Origin of the sequence: Pseudomonas taiwanensis (genome assembly GCF_013393345.1) — a bacterium.
In the GTDB taxonomy this organism is placed as follows: Bacteria; Pseudomonadota; Gammaproteobacteria; order Pseudomonadales; family Pseudomonadaceae; genus Metapseudomonas; species Metapseudomonas resinovorans_C.
In genome coordinates this window covers 291,660-316,448 of record NZ_QJRF01000069.1, presented here as the reverse complement: position 1 = coordinate 316,448, position 24,789 = coordinate 291,660, and the positions used below count along the sequence as shown (strand labels likewise).

Here is a 24,789-nt window from a genome sequence, read left to right as displayed (position 1 = left end):
CTCCTTAAACCTCGACCCCGACTTCCTGCATGACCTTCATGTAAACCAGGGCCATGTGTTCGGGTTTGATTTCGACGGTCAAGTCAAACGGATTGAAGTCGATAAATCTGCCAATGATGGTTTTTTCGTATGCCTGAGAGAACTCGCGGTATGAAGCGACCTTATTCGAAGTACTCCTGACCATACTCTGAACTTCCATGAAGAGTTTATTGATGATGCCGTAACGCCCAGCGGACGCGACATACATACGCCTGGCAAACTCGCTGTCTTTACAATCAAATGTCTCCCAAGAGTTCTCCAGGAGATATTCCAGGGCACCGGCCAGTGCGCTCCTAAAGCTCTTGTAATCACTCCCTTCCCATCGGTACGGGAAATATTCGATGGGCCTGCGAGCCCGATCTGCAAGCTGTTCGTTGGCTTGGAATAAGCCGATCAGAGCCGGGAGGCCGACCAACACGATACTTGCCCCGGTTTGGTCGAAGAGAGCTTTCAGGTAATCAGCAGCCGCCCGCACCGTCGTGGAGCTGCCGCGCTCCAGCATGTGTTGAGTCTCATCGAAAATGATCAGCTTGGTACCGCTCCGCTTCACCACTTTGATAAAGGCATCGGTCGCTGTTGTCTGGTTCTTGAACATTTCGGTGGCCATTCCCAGGCTTGCCAGGCAAGCGTCCGGCAGTGCCCGCCCCGTGAGGTGCTTTGGACTGACGATACCGAGGATCTCGCGAGTCCGGCCGGAGGCAGAAACTTGATGCTCGTTAAGAAAGGTTTCTACCACCTTGGTTTTTCCGCCACGCGGCGGGCCGATAACCGCCAGCAACTGGGGATCACCGTCTCGCGCCCGCGCCAATACCGCCTCGATTTCCGCTTTGACGTAGTTGAAGCGATCATGGCAAACCAGTTGCTCGCTAATTCGGGTCATTGCTCAGATCCACACGCGGTGCCGGAGTAAAATCATCATCATCGTCCGCCGCCAGCGGATGCGCCGAAAACACGGGCGGTGAGAGTTTATCCAGCTGTTCGGCAATATCGGCTTTCTGCCGGAGTCGTTCTTGCTCGCGGAGTTTCTTGTTGTTATCCCTGATTTTGGGGCGCTTCCGACTATCGGCCGCATACCGCATGAGCGTCCGTGCATACTCGCGTTGATAATCATGCCCGGTCATCTGCTCAGGATCACCCGTATAGGCCTTCTTCAACTGCTTGGCCACATCAAATGACACCGCTGGTATACCTACCATCTTATTGTCGGCCCGAATCAAGCTCTGATTGTCCGGATGCACAAAATAGATAGCGGTACAGTCTTCCGGATTAAACCGGATATCGACGCGCTGAATTTCTCGATCTCGCGCCAACTGCGCAAACTCGGCGCAATAAAAGCGAAAACCTTCGAAGTCCACGCCATAGTATTGAAGCTTACGATTGTCTCGATACACATCCAAAATTAGATTTTGGACACGCTGCAACGACGGCGCAGGTAGCGGCATGAAGCGTTTCAGGTCTTCATCCATGGCTTGTTTGATTGACATGCGTTTTCCGTGAAGGAAGCCCAAATCAGCACACGGTTCATGTATATAGACATCGGCGATGAATTGAACGATCTCCTGATAGATCTTATCGACCGAGTAACAGGCCTCTTGTTCGGCCCGGGCATGGCGGCTTTTGACACGCGTATCCTGGCTCTTTTGGGCACCAGGCATTTTATTTAGAAGGCGCTCGTCTAACACCTTAAAAAATGACTCAACATGTGGCTTGTCATCCCCGCGACCAATGCGGGCATAGTCGGTCGAAATGCCCATTTTCCGCACTAAACTCAAGGCTAAGTCTGCGCTCGTTTCGGGGCCATTATCATACGTAATGCCGGTAATTCCACACGGCGAAACCCAGTCGGTCTTAATACCAAATCTTGAATTGAATACTTCGTCTTTGGGGGTAAAGAAGAACTCAAATACTTTCAGCAAAGCGTATTGACTAGGTTTCCCCGCAGTAACGTAGACCCCAATTGGATAAGAAGTCCGCGCACAGACCATTGCATAAAGCGTGAGCTGGGTATGAACCACACCAGACTCGTCGCGGCTATATAGATCAATCGTTTTGGCGTCGACTTCTACCAACTCAAAGGGAAGCTGGACTTGATAGCACTCAACTGCCTGCCTATTCCAGAGCGCGTAAGTTCGTGGGTCTAATCGCCCACCCTTGACCAGCGATTTCGGCAGCTTCAGGAGGATTCTGGAAATGGTCTTCCGGTCAATACTCTCCGAGACACCGTGTATTTCGTTGTGTTGCTTCAGCAACTCATCGACAATATCCTTCATGGAGGTCAAGTTGATCTTGTCGTCCTCCATGAAGTATTCAATCAATGCGTTACGGGCTATCTCCTTGGCAACTTTCTTGGAGCGCCAACCCGCCCCACCACGCTGACTGAAATTGGGAATCAGGCCCTCGTAACCAAATTGCTGATAGCGCTGCTTATAGGCCTTGATCGTTTTGTCACAGGGCCGCTTGCGTCGATGTGATTGGCAAAACACCTCCAACCGCTCTTGGCGAACGGCCCCCTCCAGCCCTTGTACGTCAAGCTGTTGAGCGAACTCTAACAGCGCGAGGCGAAAGTCGGCGGCCGCACTTTCAGAGGCTGACCAGGCTCGCTGCGCTGCCTGCACCTCATGTTGCGGTAGCTGAATCGCGCCGTCGGCAATCTTGTTGTAGAACTCACGGGTGTCGATGGAAAGTTCAATCCCACCTTTGCCTTCCAGCACGATATCGCCGAGCAGCGGCTTGATGGTCTTGATGAGGAAGTGCGTCCCATCAAGCATCACTGCGGTACCCGTAGCCACTGGACTAGTCAAAGCGCAGTACCTCGAACTCACTGAGGCTGCCGAATGCCGGTTGCACCTCAAAATCCATGCGCTCGAACAGATCCCGCTGCATGTCGAAGCGGAGCACACCCGAGAGCACGGCTGCGGCCAAGTAGTGATTGGCCGGCTCGAGGCCCTGTAACAGCTCCCGTACTGGCATCGGTTGGGACGTTTGAAGGACTGCTTCTACTTCGGTCGACCACCCCGGCAAGGCATCGAAAGCCTGGGCCTGGTACTGATTCAGCAACTGGACATTCCGCAGATAGGCCGCTGAGAAATGTTCGTCCGTCACCACAATGAAGCGCATCCCCTTTGCCAGGAGCACTTCGCGCACTTGCTGAAACAGGGCGGCATGTTCTTCCACCCAGGCGGCTGGCTTGACCTCGATGGCTACCTGGAGATGGTCAACGCCCGCGACAAAGTCCGGCGTGTAGTACACCGCCCCCTGTGGCTTACGGAGAGGCTTCTTCTCGAGAATCGCGCCCGTGGAGAGGTCAAGGGTAAAGGGATTCGCGCGGTACCAGCGGACGCGTGGATCCCGCTCCAGCACCTGGGCACAGGACTGCTCCAACCAGGACTCCATGCGGATCTCGACGAAACCATTCTTCGGCGAGCACATCACAAAAGCGCGCCGAGCCCTGCGCGTCCTTCTGGCCACGTCGCGGCTGGCAGGGGGGCTCTGAGTGTCGATCTTCATACTACACTTCACTAAATCAATCTTTACAGAGATATATCCCGCCGTTACCGACCTGTCAAATTTTGGTGAAGTCCAGCAAAAAAGTTATGCTCCCACGCCGGTTCTGGCAAGGCCTGCACGGGAGGGTGCATGGGACGCAAAGCTCAGCAGCATTGGTACGCCCTGTACCAGCAGCTTCAGCCGCAGGTGGACAGCTATCAGGGCAGCTCGAGTCTCAATCTGTTCCTCCGCCAATTAGCAGAGGAGGTCAACTATGACGCGAAGATGCTCACCCGCATGCTCAAGGCGGGGCAGTTCCTTGACTCGCTGGTTGGCCCCCTCACCGCAGAGCAAGTCCGATGCGGTTACGCGCATATCGAACTTCTGGAGCGTCTCCACCACCACGATGCCGCCGTCGCGGAAGCGTCCGTGCCCGGATGCCTGTCTAACGAAATGACCCTCAAGGCGCTGCGTGAAGCCATTGAGGCCAGCGTGGAAAAAGCCGGTGGAGGCCCCGCAACGCTGCGCTCACGTGCCCGCGCGCGGGTGGTGGAGCACGAGCGTCTATGCCAAGCAGCGCTCCTAGATGCCGGGCCCGCCTTCTTCGGTTACCCAGAAGGCGAGCTGATCAAAGTCACCCACTCCAACTTTTTCAGCCAGTTTTTCATCGTTCAGGAAGGGCAACAGCCGAAGGTGGCGATCTTTGCGCGGGTGGGCGACACATCGCGAAAGGAAGAGAAAGCTTCTGCCGATTTGTTGAAACTGGCGTGCTTGGCGCAAGCCTATTTTGAGAAGGTCTGGATCCTCTTCCCACCGGATTCGTCGCTGATTCATGAACTCGCCGGCGATGCCTATACCATGGGCGCCTTTGAAAAGTGGTTATTCCTCGGGACGCTGAATTCCGAGACTGCCACGATCGAGTGCTTCGACAACCTCGAACGACACCTCGAACGAGGCCTACAAGGGGATAGTCCGCTGGGCTGGGAAGGCATCGCACTGAAGGAGCGGCGTCCCGCTCGCGGCAACTTTGTGCTCCGCACAACCCCAGAGTCGAGGTGAGACTATCGCTTCGTCACCGGGATTGCCGCAATTGCCATCCCTCGCGAGATCTCCAGAACAAATCCTGCCGTCGTGCAGCCCCAGCGAGCGGCGAGCTACCCCAGGGGGCATTGCTCGTTCACCACGAGTATCGACTCGGTACCTCGATAACCTTGTCTAACCATTCGTCACGAGCGTCCGTGAACGGGTCGAGCCAATCGGCTTTTGCCCGGCCCCAACACAACTGCTCCAGCTGGTCTGGGGTCAACTGACCGCGACGGCGCGCGGTCTGCTCGAACTCGTCAAGGTAGTGGCGCAGCAAGCATGCGCGTTGCCATTGCTTGGCTTGTTTTAATAGTCCAAGCAGTCGTTTGCGCTCAGCATCCTGGATCGCTTTCTGAGCGAATGCGGCCTCGCGCTTGCGCTGGTGCTCCGCCTCGGCACTGGCTTGCCGCTCACGACTTACCAAGTAATGCACCGCCCTACGGGCGATGTCACAGATCACCTGATTGAGCTGCTCCTCAACGGTTGCTCTGGCGGAGTCAGTCACCTTTCCGCCATATCCCTCGTTGACTAGCACCTGAAGAATCCCGGTTGGGTGGTATTGCCAATCAGGGATTCTCACCCATTGGTTGCGCGCCAGCTTCGCCATCTCCTGCGCGGTCGGCGCGTACTTGGAGCGTCGGGCGGACTCAAAAAACGTCAGCTCGATCTGCATTCCTAAGATGCCTACATGGGTAACTTTCTTTTCGACTGTGACGGGATAGCCGCGTTTTTCAAGCGCCTTGATCAAGGTGTCCGCGACCCGGAGTGCTCGAGATTGCATCGCCTTGGAGACTCGAAGATCTAGGGCCTCCCCGTGTGGCCTCGGGAAGTCGCGTTGATCCCGGTACGGATTGGCTAAAGCCTCTTGGGTCTTAACCACCAAGGCATGGGGATTTCGCAGGCTTTCGGGTACTACGATTCGATGATCAGGATGTTTCTCATATTCGAGAATTGCCTGAAGACGAGGGTCTTCGAGCTCAACGCTCTGTGTAGGACGGCTTGAGGCAACCATGGCGGCCGCTTCAGGCCTGAACAAGTGGACTGGCAGTCCGGTGTACGCCTGCAAACTCGGAGTGGCGGTAACCGGCCTTCCTGCCTTGAGTTTCGCCCAATGGCCGCGCGATGGCGTTGGAATCTGCAACCTGGCACACAGTTTCTTAAGGCCGACGTCAGACAGACCATATCGAGGGGCTACCACGCTCAAAGGCTCAGACCAGACTTCATTGAGTAGAAGTGCTCGGTCATATTGTTCTTGCATAAGCCCCTCCAGTGTAGGCCGTGCCTTGGATTCAGATCACCAGCCCAGCGGACGTATTAACCCCGGCATGGCAGGGAAAGAGTCTTAACATTGGAAGTGTACGCAAGTGCACGTCTGGCAGACCCTTTGCGAAGCAAGCATTGTTTATACTCCGGTTATATGCCGCTCACCAACCATGGCTTTCTAACTCCCAACCTTTATTGCATCCAGATGGCTAACGATATATTTATACCAATATCTCTTTTTATCTACCGAGAATTTAATCATGGCAAATATCAAGGCCAGCACCGCCATAACGGTATTTCCCACAAGACTGCTCTGCCCTGCAAGATTCATCATGGTCACCAGGGCTGCCAGCACGGTGGCAAGAGCGCCAAATAGCCACGACCAATACTCGAGGAAATCAATTCTGGGTTTAAGAAACGAAATCCAACTTCCTGCAATTCGTGCTTGAGACTCCTGGTTAGTTGCCAATGCGCTGGCCAGATCCTGTCTAAAATCGCTAATTCTCATTATTTCACTGTCATAGAGACATTTTAGACGCTTCCCCCCGGCATAAATTTCCAGCAGCACCCTGAAGAGGCTGTGGTTTTTGATTGAATAGGCATCCGCCACCTTCCTGTTGAGGAAGTCCTCAATGGTTTTCTTTGTCACGCTAAAAAGTGCTCCCGATAAAGGTTAGCTTCAAGACTGCCAAAAATACCCATCCAGCCTACTGCGAGACTACTTACTAACCACTACGGTCAAGGGGATGGAGAAGGTCTCCTTGAGAAACAGTTCGGTTGCGCCAAGCACGTCGAGAAAGGCTGGCGTTAGACGTTTTATATCTAAGCCAGGTTGAACGATCACTACTTCATAAGCAAAAGCCGCCGTACGAGCGATATTGAAGAACTGTTGCAACTGGCCACGCCCCCCTCGTTCTATTCGACTTTTCTTGCCAGTTTCGATACGCCTGTTCTCTTGATGAAGGAGATGCTTGAGCATACGTCGTGGACTTTCCCGCCATTGCACACTTTTCTGAGCCTGCCCGCAGACTTCATAAAAATCATCGATCCGTGCGCCTGGCTTAGCCATTCCAGAATATTTGCAGTGATACAGTCGAACCAAAATTTTCTCATCAATCTTTTTGAGCGCAACGACGTCTGCCACCTCGCCCTTGCCATCCCCGTCAAAAACCAAGTCAAACTCTTCGGGGTCGGTCAGCACCGTGTCAATTACCCGGCGTTGAATTGAGTTTGATTTTTTCTCGGCCCCTTGGGACTCCACCCTCAGGTCAATCCCGCCCCAATCCCAGGCGGTGACTTTATTCACATCAAAACTGACTCGTTCTGTGCCTTTCGGAAGCTCGAACAACTCATTGAACACCAAGAAGTCCCCGGTGTGGAAATGGATAATCGGCGGGGATTGATTGAACCACTCGGCCAAAGTTTTGCGCTTGCCTCGAATGGTGGCGAATGCTTCATCTCCGGTCAGTTGATGGATAGTCGCAATATCCTCGGCAAACACATAGTGGAACGTGGCAGCCACCTCGCCGACTTCCACAGTAAAGACTAACGGCCCGTCCTCTTGATGGTTAGCCAGCCGTAACTCACAGACGAATAGTGGTTCCTTTTGTTCGCCGATCTCGATTTCAACGCGATCTTCTGCCTCATGCTGAAAATCCTCCGGCCAGACGATCATCACGGGCACTAACGGCGGGCGTTCTTGTACACGGCGCGCTTTGATCAACTTATTGAAAATACCCTCTACTTCAATAGCTGAATCCAGCATCTTTCGGCCAACATGGGAGCACCAATCGACCCATTCCGAGAGGTCGTACGCAATTCTCTGCGACCACACTCGTCCTTTGAATGAGCAGCCAATAGTCGTGATGTCGTCGTTTTCGTACCCCAGACCAAACACATTCGACATCTTCCGGTTAGCAAGCGAAGCGGCACTTAAGCCCTCCGCAATGTCTGAGCCCATGAACATGGTGTAGCGAATGTTCTTGCCAAAGGCATGGCTGATACCCAGGTTCGTGAGCAACAAGCGGTTTATCCGCCCGAGAACACGGAAGATGTCCTTACCCCACACTCGATCTGTTGTACCGCAGACGGCTTCCGCCACGTTTTCGTGGAAGTCCTTGCTCGAGCTGTTGATGAACAAGAGCTGCAGTTCCTCGTTCCAGTGAAGGACATGCAGATTCCACTCGATATTCTGGATCTGCTTGACTTCCCCCCAGCGAATCGGCTCTTCATCGCGCGTTACAAATATGGCCACATTACTCTGCGGATTCACAACGGGCCCGGCATGCAACCGTGCGCCGGCGACTGCCTCAAGGATTTTGAGCGGATCCCATTGTTCGCAGGCCGTCCGGTAAGTCACCGCGCTCATCCGAGGAAACAGGGTCTGCAACGGGATGTCATCAAGTCGACTGGTGAAACCCTCCAGCATTTCGTTGCGCTTCCGCGCGCGCCCCGTCGCGGCCTCACTCAGCATTCTCAGCAGAAAATTCCAATCGGCATCCTCGGCGTAGAGATTGCGCAAAGCGTTGTTGGTGGTCTCATCCGCGATATTGGCCACCACGTGGGCGTCCCCCACATCGACGGGGAAATCTCGGGTAAATCGGCCGACAAACTGCAGCGTGATGGCCAGACTTTTATGGCGATCATGCAGCGCTGCAATTTTCAATTGCGGCAGGTCGAAACCCTCACCGAACATATCGACGCAAATCAGAATGCGGCTACGGCGCTTCAGCAACGCCTCTAACCGGGTATCCCGTTGCTGACGCGGCAACTTGCTATGGATGACTACCGGGGCATATTGGGGAAATGCTTGGCAGTAGATCAGCTCGAGCTCGGCGGCTCGCGCGGTATCATCAGTACGCGCCATCAGCAAATGATCGAGGCCCAGGCGCAGATCCGTCTCGAGCTGCCTGACCGCGCGCCTGGCAATCGCCAAGTCCGTCCCTCCGCCATATTCCTCCACGGTCAGAAATCTAACCGGGCGGAAATACCCTTCCTCCTGGGCGCGGGACAGCGGGTAGGAATAGATAAAGCGTCCATCAACGCGCTTTCCGTCTGTTCGAAATGGCGTCGCAGTGAATTGCAATATTGGCCTGTGACCCTCGAAGCGGCGCTTGAACTCGCTCCAGGTACGGGCTGCAATATGATGTGCTTCATCGATAAACAGGTGCGAGCACAGATCCACCATACGCGCCTGCACGTCCGGCTCGCACTGCCCCACCACATTCATATTGGCAACAATCACATTCCCCCGGCGGAAGATTTGGTCGACTTCATCCGCCGACTTGGGCAGGTGCCTCAGCGTCACGACCACCGGGGTTTTGAGAGAGGAGGGTACGCAACCGCACTCCGCCAGTTTGCCCAAGGTGGCAAACTTCTCCACAAGCTGATCACGCAATGCCGAGTTGGGTACCACGACAAGCAGTCTGCGCAACTGCGCGCGCACCAAGAGCGCCAGCATGGTTTCAGTTTTACCAGTCCCCGTTGGCATGACTATCGTTGCTGGCGATTCGGTGGTACTCCAATGCGCCAATGCGGCATACAACGCCCCAACTTGAGGGCGTCGTAGGCCCTTCCGGCCTTCGTCGCGGTTCTCCTCACGAAACTCGAAGCTATCCGCCCAACTCTCGACGATATCCCGGCAACGCGCCTCACTGACTTCAGGCGCTTCTAGGTTGGGATTGGTGGGGCGCGGCATGAGCCAGGAGACGTCCTGCAAGCGCGCCGGATCGAAACACTCACTGGGCTCGCTGACCGCAGCCATCAGCAAACAGCCGTCTGCGGGAATTTTGGCTGCGGTCGGACGCGGGGAGATGAAAAGCGTGCCCATGTCATCGCGGGCGAGAAATCCATTCACCCCAGTCTTCCGATAGCGGCCCACCGTGACCTGGCGGACACAAGGTAAATCGCTACGGTACGCCAACACCGGATTCCCTAGCACTGCGCCAGAAATAGCCTTGCATCTGGGCAGGTTCAGTACACCCGTTTCGTCAAACAGATCGATGTCAATCATTTACCAGCTCCCTGCCAGTCACGACGTCGCTGTGCGGTCTGCCCTGACTCGAATCGGCCATACCGCGTTCAGCTACGCGACGCGTCTACCTTAACCAGTTCGATGGCACCTGGCCATCCTCGCTGGTGCGCAATGCCGAACCTGACTGGCTGTTCAGCACGCATGTCTGCCGCGACGGTGGCGCTGGCTCAGCTTGGCCTGTCCTTGGCTGAGTGAACAGCGGTTCACGAGCAACTACACTGACCTCCCAGGATCGACCTGGTGCCCCTGTATGCCCCCCACCGCGCATCCCCAGCAGCTCTCCGGCCATGAGGTGGCACAGTTGCTTCGTGAAGCGATAGCGGGGCGGCTGGAGCTTCGCTTAGACGACCCGGCCAACACCTGGCAGGGCGCCTACTGCGGGCTGGTGGCTTTCCGCGTCGCGGGTTGGCGGCTGCAGTTTTTCAATGACTGCGATTCTCTGGACTACTGCAACAGCGCCGAATCACCCGACGGGCGCACGGGCACCTTTGAAATCTGGTTCGACGCCGACGAGGAGCCGGTGGCGCTGCTCGGCGAAACTGAGCAACGCGCGCTGGCGGAGCTGCTCGATGACTGCGCCTAGCCTGCTTCGTGGCGCGCGGGCTAGATCGGCAGGCCCCGGACTGCACGTAATAGGACGTTTGGTTAAATCCACCCCCACACCTGGCCCGGTATTGGTGGCTGCCGTCGCAGGACTGGCCACCAATTCCCCCTGCTGCGCTATACCAAAACCCTGGGTACTGGTGGGATGCGGATGCAGGGCTAGGCCATGAAACGCGCCATTGAGCAGGAGACATTGCAGGCACTGGTGGAGACCAGCGCGCACGAGAGTTTCGCGCTCTGCGTGAAGGGGAGGGCTGGCGCCTGGAGCTGCGCCTCGGGGTGAAATGGCTGCCGGTGCGCTCGCGGCGCGAGCCGGTAAGACTCTGGCGCTCTCTGACGGCAGTGGGGCGGTTTTGTGCAGGGGTGGGGATCAAGGCGCTGACGGTGGAGCTTTGACACTGTCTACTACGCCTACAGCGTCTACTACAGAGCCTATCTATCCTACCGACACCAGCCCACGGAAAGCCCTTAGTCGATCATCTGAAAGCTTTATAAAAGCGCTGCCTAATTTACGCATCAATTGCTTTCTTGACGCATCTACAGCTTTTTACTACAGTGAGCACATGGTCACTCGCCCTGGAGCCAGCACATGCACACCACACACCATGGCAAGGCACGGCAAGCCCAACGCGGTATTCCGCTCAAATTGGTCGACTACGTCCTCACTCATGGCGCTGTAGAGAACGACAAATTCGTGCTTGGAATGAAAGAGGCCAAGCAACGCCTAGCAGATCTAGAGCGGGAAAAGCGTCTGCTAATGAAGATCGCGGACAAGGGGGGAGTGGTGGTGGTAGCCGAAGGCGAAGCCTTGATCACGACCTACAACTGTACTCATCGCGATTGATACGTAGCCCCATCTCGCTTTAGGAACATACATGAACGACAAGATACTTCCTCAGTTGCTGGATGTGGCCCGCCCCCTGGGCACAGATGGCAATAAAGCACTGTCCATCACTCTCCAACTCCTGTGTTGGTGGAAGCTCTCGAAGGAACAGCTCATTCCGGAGGAGATCCGTTTTGAGTCACTCGTAGAGCAGGGAGTGACCGCACAGTTGAATGCCCTGCGCCGCTCGGAAGCGAGCGCTCGGCATCCATTTATAGAAGAGTGGGCATGGCAAAACCTTGGTGATACACCGGATATCTCCCCCCTCATCCAGAAAATCCGTGAGATGGCGGCACAAGGCCTGTTGGATGCGCTGCAATTAGATGACGCGGCCATATTGTGGTTGAACGAGTTGCGCTTGGATGCCAATTGTTACCCGCCCAGTCTGTGTGACCTGCTGATCGCACTAACCCACATAAATAGCCAGAAACGGGTGTACATCCCCTGGGAAACGACGGGGCAAATTGCCGCAAGAGCCATCCGCTCAGGGGCAACAGTGTGGGTGGAATCCCAAGAACCATTTTTCGTATCACAAGTGCTAAACCTCACCAGTTTCACTGGCTGGGAAATACACCACACAGATCCGATAAGCGCTCCAAGAGCGATTCAGCACGGCAAGCTGATCCAGTTCGATGCTGCCGTATGCGTCCCTCCCTTGGTTCGAAACTATAACCAAAGGGCTTTCGAAAGCGACCTGTGGGAACGCTTCATTGAGAAGACCACCACCAGTACCGTGCTCCAGATTCGTCACCTGCTGGCGCAAACCCGTGGTCGCATCGTCGTACTGGTGCCGAACTCGGTGCTCTTTGGAAAAGGCGCTGAAAAACTGCTGCGCGAAGACCTCATCAGACATGGTCAGATACAAACAGTCATCACCCCGCCTGAGGGCTTACTGAACTCCAGCGTCTTGGTAAGTGTTCTCATCCTAAACACTGACATCCGGAGCAATACCATCCGCTTCGTGGATGCCAACCACAAAATGTTTCGCGAGCAGGCGGCAAGAAAGCGCTGCGAGATAACGAACATCCCTGAACTGGTACGCCTCATTGAAGACAAAACGACTTCTGCGATGACGGCACAAGTCGCGGAAGCGGAAATTGCCGCAAACGACTTCAGTCTAGAAGTCAGCCGCTACGTATTAGACGAATCGGCACTGCAACTGAGAGACGCTCTAGCGCGCTATGAGACGCGAAAATTGGGCGAATTTTTCGAGATTATCCGCCCTCGTCAGCATTCCACCGCCTCATCGGGAGCCAAAGTGCTGGAAGTGCTGGCTCAGGACATTCCCCAGTTTGGCTATATCCAAGGCGGCAGCAAGGAAAGCCTATTTGAACTGGGCTCCCCCAAAGCAGACAGCTACTTCATCCGAACCGGCGATATTTTGATGACTTTCAAAGGCGTCGTGGGCAAAGCAGGCATCGCCGGCCCTGTTCCCACACCAGGAGAAAACGGGTGGCTTGCAGGGCAATCACTTGTCGTATTGCGCAGCCGACTACCTGAATTTTATCCCCCTGAGATGTTGTTGATTTACCTGCGCTCACCAATAGGGCAAGGAGTGCTAAGCCGTATGGCAGTGAGTGCCTCAATACCCTCGATTCAGCTCTCTGCACTTAAAGACATGGAAATTCCCGTAGCTCCGCTAAAAGAGATGCAACAGATGGCTCATGTTTTCCACAAGGAAGCAAAGATCCAGATGGAAATTGAGCAATTACGCATCCAGCAAGCTGAGTTAACCAAAGAGTTCTGGTCACTCCAATAGATCGCTACTACGTAAAGAACGGATCAGCCACCTGCTAATGGCGTTAAGACATCCGTAACGAATCGAACACCTTTAGGAACTGATCATGCAAAACACTCAACATCAAAACCTAGTCGGCTTCATCTGGAATATCGCCAACAAGCTTCGTGGGCCCTATCGTCCGCCACAGTACCGTCGAGTGATGCTGCCGCTGATTGTGCTGCGTCGCTTTGATCTGGTGCTGGCTGAGAACAAGCAGAAGGTGCTGGACGAAAAGAAACGCCTGGAAGACAAAGGCATCACCGGCCCTGCGCTGGAGAAGGCGCTCTCACGCATCGCCGCTACTGACCGCAAGCAAGAACTGTTCAACACCAGTGGCTTCACATTTGAGAAGCTGCTGGGCGATGCGCCCAACATTGCTGGCAACTTAATCGCCTACATCCAGGGCTTCTCGCCGCGCGCCCGCGACATCTTCGACAAGTTTGAGTTTGAGACCGAGATCGCCAAGCTGGACGAGGCGAACCGGCTCTACCTAATCATCAAGGAGTTCTGCTCCGCAGACATCAACCTCTCGCCAAAGGCCATCAGCAATTTGCAGATGGGCTACCTGTTTGAAGAGTTGGTGCGCAAGTTCAACGAGCAGGCCAATGAAGAAGCAGGGGATCACTTCACTCCGCGTGAAGTCATCCGTCTGATGGTGCAGTTACTGTTCACCGGCGAAGACGGCATCTACGAAAAAGGCATCTACCGCAGCGTGTATGACCCCACAGCCGGCACCGGCGGCATGCTGTCCGAATCAGAGAAGTTCATCTGTGGAGACGGCTTCACTAACGGCCTGAACCCGGATGCACACATCGAGCTATTCGGCCAGGAATACAACCCCGAGTCCTACGCCATCTGCTGTTCAGACTTGCTGATCAAGGACGAGCCAATCAATAACCTGATCTACGGTGACACTCTGGGCATCAAAGATGCCAAAAACAAGACCAACGGGTTTGTGCCGCACGATGGGCATCCGGGCAAGAAGTTCCATTACATGCTGGCCAACCCACCGTTTGGGGTGGAGTGGAAGCCTGAAGAAGATTATGTCCGAGAGGAATACAGCACCCACGGTTTCTATGGTCGTTTCGGCGCAGGCTTGCCACGCATCAACGACGGCTCGCTGCTCTTTTTGCAGCACATGGCCTCCAAGATGCACCAGCCGCCCAAGCTGGTCGATGGCAAGAACGTCGGTGGCGACGGCTCCAAGATCGCCATCGTGTTCAATGGATCCCCCCTTTTCTCGGGTGACGCCGGATCAGGCGAGTCCAATATCCGCCGCTGGATCATCGAGCGCGACATGCTAGACGCCATCGTCGCTCTGCCAGATCAGATGTTCTACAACACCGGCATCTATACCTATGTCTGGATCGTCACCAACAAGAAGCCCGCACACCGCCAAGGTAAGGTGCAGTTGATCGACGGCACCCGCCATTTCAAGAAAATGGACAAGAGCCTGGGCAACAAGCGCAACGAACTCTCTGATGACCACATCAAGGAACTGGTGCGCCTGTACGCCGAGCACGACCACGATGCGGAAAGTGAAGTGTTGGTGGACGGCAAGCCCGAGCGCCGGGTTTGCAGCAAGATTTTCGATAACCGCGAGTTTGGCTTCCTCAAGATCACCGTAGAGCGTCCGCTACGTTTGAACTTCCAGGCCAGTGCTGAGCGCATCGCCAAGCTGGACGAGCAAAGTGCCTTCGCCAATCTGGCAAGCAGCAAGAAGCGCAAGGATGAGGCTGCCTACCTCGCGGAGATTTCAGCAGGCCAAGAAACGCAGACGGCTATCAAGGTCGCTCTGCAAGGTATGGACAGTGAAACGCTGTACCGTAGTCGCCCTGCTTTCGAGACAGTGCTGGAAGCCGCCTTGAAGAAGGCAGGCATCAAGGTCGGTGCGCCAGTGAAGAAAGCCATCCTGGCCGCGCTGTCCGAACGTGACCCAAAGGCTGAGATTTGTCTGGATGCCAAAGGCAATCCGGAACCCGATGCCGATCTGCGCGATACCGAAATCGTGGCACTGCCTGACGACATTGAATTGCCGCTGCCGCTGGGCTACGACAACGAAACTGGCCACGACAAGCTGTTGGCCTTGGTGAAAGACCGCTGCGAGGACTATCTCAAGGCCGAAGTCCTGCTGCATGTTCCAGATGCATGGATCGATCACAGCAAGACCAAGGTCGGCTACGAAATTCCACTCACCCGGCATTTCTACGTTTATCAGCCGCCGCGCCCGCTGGAAGAGATTGCAGGCGAAATAAGCCAGCTTGAAAAAGACATCATGGCCATGCTGAGTGAGGTGGTGTGATGACAAAGTACGGGGCTTATCCCGCATACAAACCATCGAATGTGGCTTGGCTTGGCGACATTCCGGGGCATTGGGACGTTTGGAAGGTCACTCACGGCTTTAACAGAATCGGCAGTGGTACGACTCCAAAGAGCGACAACCCTGTTTTCTATGATGGAAATGTGCCTTGGGTGACTACGTCGGAGCTTAGGGAAACCATCATTACCGATACTACGCAAAAGGTTACTGAAGAAGCAGTTGCTTCATATTCGGCTTTGAAAATTTACCCAAAGGGCAGCTTGGCTATTGCGATGTATGGAGCCACTATCGGGCGTCTGGGCATGCTCGGAGTGGACGCGGCATTTAATCAAGCTTGCTGTGTATTTGCAGAGCCAACCGTTTTCGATACACGTTTTGTCTACTACTGGCTTTGGATGCGTCGTCCAATACTGATTTCACTATCTAACGGTGGCGGCCAACCCAATCTTAGCCAAGACGATCTGAAGAAACTTTGGATACCAATTCCAGATATTCCAGAGCAACAAGCCATCGTCCGTTTTCTCGATTTTAAAACCGCGCAAATCGATGCCCTGATCGCAAAGAAAAAAACTCTGCTCGACAAGTTGGCTGAAAAGCGCACGGCGCTCATTAGTCATGCCGTCACCAAGGGACTTGATCAATCGGCGCCAATGAAAAGATCAGGTGTAGAGTGGATCGGTGACATCCCCCGACACTGGACGATTCGACGGGTTAAGTTCGCCGCAAAGCTAGAAAGTGGCCATACCCCATCCAAACAGGTACCCGAGTATTGGGAAGATTGTGACATTCCCTGGGTGTCACTCAATGACTCCAAGCAGTTGGCCGCTGTTGACTATATTTCGGAAACAGCGATTCAGATCAACTCGCTTGGGCTAGCCAACTCATCGGCGCGTCTTTTACCGGCCAACGCCGTGGTATTCACACGCGACGCCACCATAGGATTATGCGCCATCACTACCCGCCCAATGGCAGTATCGCAACATCTGATTGCTTGGATTCCCGGATTCGAAATCACCGCCCTGTATTTGCTTCGGGTGTTCAGCGCGATGAAGGGATTTCTCGACTCATTCACCTTTGGCGCCACCATTAAAACTATTGGCATGCCTGATGTGAAAACGCTCACCATGCCCCTCCCCCCAAAGGGCGAACAAGAAGCAATCACCACATACATAGAAGAGCAGTTTAGAGCAATTTCGCCCCAGTTTCAGGCAATTGAGACTGCTATAGAAAGGCTCACGGAATACCGCTCAGCTCTCATTACTGCCGCGGTCACGGGAAAGATTGACGTACGAGGCTTTGAGACTCCGCAGCCCCCAGAAGGGGTGACCTCATAAATAGAAGCGGGCTTAAGTACGGGATTACTTCAATTGCCCTAAGTTCTATCCAAATTGAGTTGATTTGCTAACAAGTCGAATCCAGCGTATTGAAAGGCCGAGGAAAATGCACAAAGAAATCGACTTTGAAAACGACATCGAGCATGAGCTCATCGAGCACGGCGGCTACGTAAAAGGGGATCCCAACACCTACGACTCGGAAGCCGCGCTGTTTCCGGCAGATGTCGTTGCCTTTGTGCAGAAGACCCAGCCCAAGATCTGGACGCGCCTAATTCAGCTCGACGCAGCCAAAGCGCCTGCGATGCTGCTGGACAGCTTGGTGAAGGAGCTTGCCGCCAAAGGCGCCCTGGCGATCTTGCGCGAGGGTTTCAAGTGCGTGGGCAAGACGGTGCGGCTGGCCTACTTTGCGCCCAACACCGGGCTCGACCCAGCAAGTACCGAGCGTTACGACGACAACCGCTTGACCATCGTGCGGCAGGTCAACACCAAGAGCGGGGCCATCCCCGATGTGGTGTTGGCGGTGAATGGCTTGCCCGTGGCCACGCTGGAGCTGAAGAACCCGATGTCGGCCACGCGCTGGAACGTGGAAAACGCAAAGTACCAGTACCGCTTTGAGCGCGACCCCAAGGAGCTGTTGTTCGCCTTCAAACAGCGTTGCCTGGTGCATTTTGCCGTGGACACCGAATTGGTCTTCATGACGACCAAGCTGGAGGGCAAGGACACATTCTTCCTGCCTTTCAACCTTGGACATGACCACGGTGCCGGCAACCCGCCTGTTGAAGGCGATGTGCGTACCGCCTACCTGTGGCGCAAGGTGCTTACGCGCGACAGCTTGATGGACGTCCTTGCTCGGTTCATTCACCTGGACGTCGAGGAAAAGACCGTCGTCACCGAAAAAGGCATCAAGCGCCATAGCAAGGAGTCGATGATTTTCCCCCGCTACCATCAGCTGGATGCGGTGCGGACACTGACCGACCACGCGCAAGTGCATGGTTCAGGGCACAACTACTTGATCCAGCATTCCGCTGGGTCAGGCAAATCTAACTCCATCGCCTGGCTAGCACATCGCCTCTCCAGCCTGCATGACGCCAACAACGAGAAAATCTTTCACTCAGTGGTAGTGATCACCGACCGTCGTGTGCTGGATCAACAGCTGCAAGACACAATTTTCCAGTTTGAGCACAAGCTGGGTGTTGTGCAGAAGATCGACGAAAACACGCAGCAGTTGGCCAAAGCGCTGGCCGATGGTGTGCCGATCATCATTTCCACCATCCAGAAGTTCCCCTTCATCACCCAAGCCATTCGCACCATGGAGGCCAACGGAAAAGGGGTGGCCATCTCGACGGCGGGCAAGCGTTTCGCGGTGATCGTGGACGAGGCGCACAGCTCGCAGAGCGGCGAAACGGCGATGGAGCTGCGCAAGATCCTGAACAAGGATGGCATTGAATCCGCCATTGCCGAGCAATTGCTGGATATGGACGACGATGCCTTGAGCGAAGAGGCGAAGAAAGAGCTGCTGCGTGAACAGCTCAAACGTGCCAAACAACCCAACCTGAGTTTCTTTGCCTTCACGGCTACACCCAAGTTCAAGACCCTGGCCGTTTTCAACGAGCCCGGCCCTAACGGTAAAGCGCCGTTCCACCACTACAGCATGCGGCAAGCCATCGAGGAAGGCTTCATTCATGACGTGTTGGCCCACTACACCTGTTACAAGCGCTACTACAAGCTGATCCAGAAGGTGGATGCTGATCCGGAGGTACCACGCCGCAAGGCCGCGCGCGCACTAGCGCGTTTCGTCGAGTTCCATGACTACGAGATCGCGCAGAAGGTCGAAGTGATCGTGGAGCACTTCCGCACCCATAGTCGCCACAAGATTGGCGGTCGTGCCAAAGCGATGGTAGTGACCGGCTCGCGTGAGCACGCCGTGCGCTACAAGCTGGGGTTCGATAAGTACATCAAGGACAATGGCTACACCGACGTGAAATCGCTGGTGGCATTCTCTGGCGAAATCACGCTCAAAGAGTTCGCCGATAAGAAATTCACCGAAGTGAACATGAACAACGGCATCAAGGAATCTGAGCTCCCTGAGAAGTTCAACACTGAGGAATACCAAGTCTTGCTGGTGGCCGAGAAGTACCAGACGGGCTTTGACCAGCCACTGTTGCACAGCATGTACGTCGACAAGCGTTTATCCGGCATCCAGGCTGTACAGACACTGTCGCGCCTGAATCGCACGACACGAGGTAAGACCGACACTTTCGTGCTCGATTTTGTCAACGAACCTGCGGACATCTACACCGCCTTCAAGCCCTATTACGAGACAACGGACAAGGGCGACGACACCGATCCGCAACAACTCAACACGCTGGCACATACTCTGGCTAGCTGGAAAATTTACACCGGGGCAGAGGTCAGCGCTTGGTGCGAGATTTGGTTCCGCAACCGCCTGAACCCTACCGGTGGCGAGCACAAGAAATTGAATGGCCTGCTCGATCTGGCGATTGAGCGATTCAAGAAGCTCGGGGAAGAAGACCAAAATCTGTTCAAGGGGCAGCTGGTCAGTTTCCGCAATCTGTACAGCTTTGTTTCTCAGATCGTCCCTTACCAGGACTCCGATCACGAGAAGCTGTACACCTATGCCCGTTTCCTGCTGACCAAATTGCCGCGCACTACGGACAATCGGACGGTGCAGGTCGACGATGAAGTCGAGCTCAAATACTACCGCCTGCAAAAAATAAGCGAGGGTGCAATTGATCTGAAGGCGGGCGAGGCGGATGCGCTTGAGGGCCCGAGTGACGTGGGTACAGGCCAAGCGGACGAAGACGTGCAGCTTTCAACTTTGGTTGGCAAGCTCAATGAGCGCTTCGGCACAGAGTTTACCCCGGCAGACCAGCTCTTCTTCGATCAAGTCCGTGAAACCGCCGTAGCCAATGAGCAGTTACGACAGGCCGTCATGGCAAACAGCATCGAAAACTTCGAGCCAGTGTTCAACAAGCAGCTTGAGAACCTGTTCATTGAGCGCATGGATGGCAACGAAGAAATATTTGTCCGTCTAATGAACGATGAGGCATTTAGGAATGTTGCTGCGAGCCATCTGATGAGGGCGGTGTATCAACAGATACGAAAGCCAGACCAAAATGCTTAAGGTTCGTACATGCAGCACCATAGTGAAGGTGAAGGTCACCAACTGAAGCAGCTGGTATCTTTCCTGCTATACAGAAAGCCCCTGCTAGCCGTAAGGCCAGCAGGGGCTTTTAGCAGGAGCTAGTTACTTTGGCCGAAGTCGCAAATAACTTTGCCCGCCTACAGTTCGTCAGACGTCGAGGTTGGACACCGCCAAGGCGTTGCTCTCGATGAAGTCACGACGCGGTTCCACGGCATCGCCCATCAGCGTGTTGAAGATCTGGTCCGCGGCAATTGCGTCTTCGATGGTGACCTTGAGCATACGACGGACGTTCGGGTCCATTGTGGTTTCCCACAGCTGCTCCGGGTTCATCTCACCCAGCCCCTTATAGCGCTGGATGGTGTGACGCTTGGTGCTTTCGGTCATCAGCCAGGCCAGGGCTTCCTTGAAGCTGGCAACCGGTTTCTTGCGCTCGCCGCGCTGCACGTAGGCACCGTCTTCCAGCAGGTTGTTGAGCTGGCTGCCCAGATCAGTCACCTGGCGGTAGTCGTTACTCGCGAAGAAGTCACGGTTGAAGGTGATGTAGTGGGAGAGACCATGGGCAGTCTGTTCCACTTCCGGTAGCCACAGGTGGCGCTCACGATCTTCGCGCAGGCTGGCGGTGTAAGTCAGGCCGGATTTCTCGGCAGCCTTCAGACGCGCCTGGAACGCTTCCAGCCAAGCCTGCATCACGGCCTGGTCAGAGAGCTGCTCGACGCTGACGCGAGGCAGATAGATCATGTGCTCGGTCAGTTCCTGCGGGTACAGACGCGACAAACGCTTCAGGGTACGCATCACGCCGCGGTACTCGTTCACCAGTCGCTCAAGTGCCTCACCAGAAAGGCCAGGGGCATTCTCGTTGACGTGCAGGCTGGCATCTTCCAGGGCCGACTGGGTCATGTACTCGTCCATGGCCTCGTCATCCTTGATGTACTGCTCCTGCTTGCCTTTCTTCACCTTGTACAGCGGCGGTTGGGCAATATAGATGTAGCCGCGCTCGACCAGCTCAGGCATTTGCCGGAAGAAGAAGGTCAGCAGCAGGGTACGGATGTGCGAACCGTCGACGTCGGCGTCGGTCATGATGATGATGTTGTGGTAACGCAGCTTGTCGATGTTGTATTCCTCGCGGCCGATCCCGCATCCCAATGCGGTGATCAGGGTGCCGACTTCCTGCGAGGACAGCATCTTGTCGAAACGAGCTTTTTCCACGTTGAGGATCTTGCCCTTGAGCGGCAGGATCGCTTGGGTCTTGCGGTTACGCCCCTGCTTTGCCGAGCCCCCCGCGGAGTCACCCTCCACGATGTAGAGTTCGGAAAGAGCCGGGTCCTTCTCCTGGCAGTCGGCCAGTTTTCCTGGCAGACCCGCGATGTCCAGGGCGCCCTTGCGGCGAGTCATCTCACGAGCCTTGCGGGCTGCTTCACGGGCACGCGCGGCGTCGATCATCTTGCCGACCACAGCCTTGGCTTCGTTCGGGTTCTCCAGCAGGAAGTCGGCGAAGTATTTGCCCATTTCCTGCTCCACCGCAGTTTTCACCTCGGAGGAGACCAGCTTGTCTTTGGTCTGGGAACTGAACTTGGGATCCGGAACCTTGACCGAGATAATGGCGGTCAGGCCTTCACGAGCATCGTCACCGGTGGTGGCGATCTTGTACTTCTTCGCCAGGCCTTCCTGCTCGATGTAGTTGTTCAGGTGACGAGTGAGGGCAGAGCGGAAGCCTGCCAAGTGGGTACCACCATCACGCTGGGGAATGTTGTTGGTGAAGCAGAGGATGTTTTCGTTGAAGCTGTCGTTCCACTGAAGGGCAACTTCTACGCCAACGCCATCTTCTTCGCGCTGGACATTGAAGTGAAACACTTCGTTGACCGCGGTCTTGTTGGTGTTCAGATACTCGACGAACGCTTTCAAACCGCCTTCGTACTTGAACATTTCCTCTTTGCCGCTGCGCTCGTCGCGCAGCACGATGCCGACGCCGGAGTTCAGGAAGGACAGTTCGCGGATGCGCTTGGCCAGGATGTCCCAGCTGAAGTGGATATTGGTGAAGGTCTCAGCGGAAGCCTTGAAGTGCACTTCGGTGCCAGTGCCTTCGGTTTCACCAACGGGGCGCAGCGCGAACTGCGGAACACCGTGATGATAGATCTGTTCCCAGACTTGGCCCGCGCGGCGAATGGTCAGCCGCAGTTCTTCGGAGAGGGCGTTCACCACGGACACACCCACGCCGTGCAGACCGCCGGAGACCTTGTAGGTGTTGTCGTCGAACTTACCGCCGGCGTGGAGCACGGTCATGATGACCTCGGCAGCAGAGACCCCTTCTTCCTTATGGATATCCACGGGAATGCCACGCCCGTTGTCGCGAACGGTGATGGACTCATCGGTGTGGATGGTAATGCTGATTTCCGAGCAGAAGCCGGCAAGGGCTTCGTCGATCGAGTTATCGACGACTTCGAACACCATGTGGTGCAGACCTGTCCCATCATCGGTGTCGCCGATGTACATACCGGGGCGTTTGCGTACGGCATCCAGCCCCTTCAGCACCTTGATGCTGGAAGAGTCGTACGTGTTGTTCTCGCTCATGCTTCACTCCCGATGATCGTAGGGCTGATACAGCCATGTTCCACGTGGAACATGGCGACCGGCGTATCCGTGCGCCAGCCGTCCCTCAGAAATTCATGGTCAACACAGGTGATGAACACCTGGCAATCCAAATCTTCCAGCAACCGGCACAGTGACTGCCGATGCTGTTCGTCCAACTCTGACGGTAAGTCGTCAACTAGATAGATGCACTGGCCGCGCTTCGCCTGATTCACCAAATGGCCTTGCGCAATACGTAGCGCGCAAACAACCAGCTTTTGCTGACCGCGCGACAGAATGTCCGCCGCACTATGTGCACCTGAACGCAATCGCAAGTCGGCACGTTGCGGCCCTGCCTGGGTGTGCCCCATCTGCTGGTCGCGGAGGAGGGAAGTGCTCAGCACTTCGGACAGTTCTCGGTCCTTGTCCCAGCCGCGGTAGTAACTGAGTGTGAGACTATCGAGTTCCACAAGCTCAGAAAGAATCCGTTCAAAGACCGGCTTCAACGCCTGAATGTAGGCTCGTCGATACTGGTCTATTTCATCACTGGCCAGACACAACTCACGGTCCCAAGCCGCCTGCGAAGCGGCGTCAAGTGTACCATGCCGGAGCCACGAGTTCCGCTGCCGCAGGGCCTTCTGGAGCCTTTGCCAGGCTCCCATGAATCGAGGTTCCACGTGGAACACTCCCCAGTCGAGAAACTGTCGACGGATCTTGGGAGCACCCTCGAGCAGACGGAAACTGTCTGGGTTGATCAGCTGCAATGGCAGCGCTTCGGCAAGTTGGGCCGCGCTCTTCGCGTTCTGTCCGTCGATGCGAATCTGGAATTCGCCCTGACGATCACGAGAAACACCAAGATTGGCTTGCCCACCTTCGCCAAGGCTTACCTGACCAAACACGGTGCAAGCTGGCTGTTCATACTGGATGACGGGCTGAAGGCGGGTACTGCGAAATGAACGCGCGAGGCCAAGGAGGTGAATGGCTTCTAGCAGGCTGGTTTTTCCGCTGCCGTTGGCGCCGTACAGGATATTGATGCGGGGGGAGGGGGAGAGGGTCACCGGGTGCAGATTGCGCACTCCGGTGACCGAGATACGGCTTAAGGACATTGAGTCGTTACAGACGCATCGGCATTACGACGTAAGAGGAATCGTCGTTGTCGGCTTCCTGCACCAGAGCACTGCTGTTCGCATCGGACAGGATCAAGCGAACCTGTTCAGTAGACATGACGCCCAGTACGTCCAGCAGGTAGCTGACGTTGAAACCGATCTCCAGGTTGCTGCCGCCGTATTCCACAGCAACTTCTTCCTCTGCCTCTTCCTGCTCCGGGTTATTTGCCTGGATCTTCAGCAGACCAGCCGCCAGGGTCAGACGGATACCACGATACTTCTCGTTGGAAAGGATCGCAGTACGGCTGAACGCCTCGCGGAGAGCTTGTCGATCGCCAACGACCAGTTTGTCGCCGCCGCGGGGAAGCACACGCTCGTAGTCCGGGAACTTGCCATCCACCAGTTTAGAGGTGAAGGTGAATTCGCCGGTCGTGGCGCGAATGTGGTGCTGGCCGAGAACGATGCGAACCTCGCCGTCCTGTTCAGTCAGCAGACGTGCCAGCTCCAGAATGCCCTTGCGCGGAACGATAACTTGATGGCGTTCTGCAGCTTCGATCCCGGCATTCATGGCACACATCGCCAGACGGTGGCCGTCGGTGGCGACAGCACGCAGAACCCCGGCATTCACTTCCAGCAGCATGCCGTTCAGGTAGTAGCGAACATCCTGCTGCGCCATCGCAAAGCTGGTGCGCTCTATCAGACGACGCAGCTTGCTCTGTACCAGGCTGAAATTCAGCGAGCCAGGACCTTCTTCCACAGTCGGGAAGTCATTGGCTGGCAAAGTGGAAAGTGTGAATCGGCTGCGGCCTGCCTTGATCAGGAGCTTCTGCTCATCGACGCGAATATCGATAAGCGCATCGCTCGGCAGACTCTTGCAGATGTCCATCAGCTTCCGCGCGGGTACGGTGATCTCACCTGGCTCCGCCGGCTCCTCCAGGGCAACGCGCCCAACCAGCTCGACCTCGAGGTCGGTGCCGGTCAACGACAGCTGCTGGCCTTCGACCACCAGCAGTACGTTGGAGAGGACCGGCAAGGTCTGGCGGCGCTCTACGACGCCGGCGACCAGTTGCAGGGGTTTCAACAGGGCTTCGCGTTGAATTGTGAAATGCATGGTCTAGTCCCTTGCCT

The 24,789-nt window shown here is 55.5% G+C and carries 16 protein-coding genes and 1 pseudogene; 8 read left to right on the top strand and 9 right to left on the bottom strand.

Features of this window, described 5'->3' with window-relative positions; genetic code table 11:
• Nucleotides 1-4: 4 nt before the first annotated feature.
• From DM872_RS22150 to DM872_RS22140, 3 genes are read right to left on the bottom strand one after another with little or no spacing between them, the layout of a single operon-like run.
• The gene (locus DM872_RS22150; protein WP_179061442.1) at nt 5-919 is read right to left on the bottom strand and encodes a TniB family NTP-binding protein; all 915 of its coding nucleotides are present in this window, start codon (nt 917-919) and stop codon (nt 5-7) included.
• Entirely contained in the window at nt 906-2,807 is a 1,902-nt protein-coding gene (locus DM872_RS22145; protein ID WP_179061441.1) for a Mu transposase C-terminal domain-containing protein, read from the bottom strand. The genes DM872_RS22150 and DM872_RS22145 overlap by 14 nt, the downstream gene beginning before the upstream one ends.
• 25 nt (nt 2,808-2,832) lie before the next feature.
• Entirely contained in the window at nt 2,833-3,546 is a 714-nt protein-coding gene (locus DM872_RS22140) for a hypothetical protein (RefSeq protein WP_256873453.1), read from the bottom strand.
• A gap of 129 nt (nt 3,547-3,675) precedes the next feature.
• Between DM872_RS22140 and DM872_RS22135 the strand changes: the two genes are divergently transcribed.
• Nucleotides 3,676-4,584, top strand: coding sequence for a hypothetical protein (locus DM872_RS22135; RefSeq protein WP_179061440.1), 909 nt, complete (start codon nt 3,676-3,678; stop codon nt 4,582-4,584).
• A gap of 118 nt (nt 4,585-4,702) precedes the next feature.
• Here DM872_RS22135 and DM872_RS22130 read toward each other — a convergent pair whose 3' ends face one another.
• From DM872_RS22130 to DM872_RS22120, 3 genes are all read right to left on the bottom strand, one after another.
• Nucleotides 4,703-5,866, bottom strand: a complete 1,164-nt coding sequence (locus DM872_RS22130) for a hypothetical protein (protein WP_179061439.1) — start codon at nt 5,864-5,866, stop codon at nt 4,703-4,705.
• A 183-nt stretch (nt 5,867-6,049) separates the two neighbouring features.
• A complete protein-coding gene (locus tag DM872_RS22125) occupies nt 6,050-6,520 on the bottom strand; it encodes a hypothetical protein (protein ID WP_179061438.1) in 471 nt (156 codons plus the stop codon).
• A 69-nt stretch (nt 6,521-6,589) separates the two neighbouring features.
• A complete protein-coding gene (locus DM872_RS22120; protein ID WP_179061437.1) occupies nt 6,590-9,883 on the bottom strand; it encodes a DEAD/DEAH box helicase in 3,294 nt (1,097 codons plus the stop codon).
• A gap of 271 nt (nt 9,884-10,154) precedes the next feature.
• Here DM872_RS22120 and DM872_RS22115 point away from each other — a divergent pair, with 271 nt between their 5' ends.
• From DM872_RS22115 to DM872_RS22090, 7 genes and pseudogenes are all read left to right on the top strand, one after another.
• Nucleotides 10,155-10,487: a DUF7693 family protein gene (locus tag DM872_RS22115; protein WP_179061436.1), complete on the top strand. Its 333-nt coding sequence runs from the start codon at nt 10,155-10,157 to the stop codon at nt 10,485-10,487.
• Between the two features lie 186 nt (nt 10,488-10,673).
• Nucleotides 10,674-10,903: pseudogene (locus DM872_RS30570) on the top strand (hypothetical protein).
• Between the two features lie 193 nt (nt 10,904-11,096).
• Nucleotides 11,097-11,351: a DUF4258 domain-containing protein gene (locus tag DM872_RS22110; RefSeq protein ID WP_179061435.1), complete on the top strand. Its 255-nt coding sequence runs from the start codon at nt 11,097-11,099 to the stop codon at nt 11,349-11,351.
• A gap of 31 nt (nt 11,352-11,382) precedes the next feature.
• Complete coding sequence (locus DM872_RS22105) at nt 11,383-13,149, top strand: type I restriction-modification system subunit M/S (RefSeq protein ID WP_179061434.1); 1,767 nt, start codon at nt 11,383-11,385, stop codon at nt 13,147-13,149.
• Nucleotides 13,150-13,234: 85 nt separating this feature from the next.
• Complete coding sequence (locus DM872_RS22100; protein WP_179061433.1) at nt 13,235-15,472, top strand: type I restriction-modification system subunit M; 2,238 nt, start codon at nt 13,235-13,237, stop codon at nt 15,470-15,472.
• The gene (locus tag DM872_RS22095; RefSeq protein WP_179061432.1) at nt 15,472-16,824 is read left to right on the top strand and encodes a restriction endonuclease subunit S; all 1,353 of its coding nucleotides are present in this window, start codon (nt 15,472-15,474) and stop codon (nt 16,822-16,824) included. Before DM872_RS22100 ends, DM872_RS22095 begins: the two co-directional genes overlap by 1 nt.
• Nucleotides 16,825-16,930: 106 nt before the next feature.
• Complete coding sequence (locus tag DM872_RS22090; protein ID WP_179061431.1) at nt 16,931-19,969, top strand: type I restriction endonuclease subunit R; 3,039 nt, start codon at nt 16,931-16,933, stop codon at nt 19,967-19,969.
• Nucleotides 19,970-20,137: 168 nt separating this feature from the next.
• Here the strand turns inward: DM872_RS22090 and gyrB are convergent, their stop codons facing one another.
• From gyrB to dnaN, 3 genes are read right to left on the bottom strand one after another with little or no spacing between them, the layout of a single operon-like run.
• Nucleotides 20,138-22,558, bottom strand: a complete 2,421-nt coding sequence (gene gyrB / locus DM872_RS22085; protein ID WP_179061430.1) for a DNA topoisomerase (ATP-hydrolyzing) subunit B — start codon at nt 22,556-22,558, stop codon at nt 20,138-20,140.
• Nucleotides 22,555-23,661 carry a DNA replication/repair protein RecF gene (gene recF / locus DM872_RS22080; RefSeq protein WP_179061429.1) on the bottom strand — a complete coding sequence of 369 codons (1,107 nt, stop codon included), beginning with the start codon at nt 23,659-23,661 and terminating at the stop codon, nt 22,555-22,557. The genes gyrB and recF overlap by 4 nt, the downstream gene beginning before the upstream one ends.
• Nucleotides 23,662-23,668: 7 nt before the next feature.
• Complete coding sequence (gene dnaN, locus DM872_RS22075; protein WP_077527505.1) at nt 23,669-24,772, bottom strand: DNA polymerase III subunit beta; 1,104 nt, start codon at nt 24,770-24,772, stop codon at nt 23,669-23,671.
• Between the last annotated feature and the right edge of the window lie 17 nt (nt 24,773-24,789).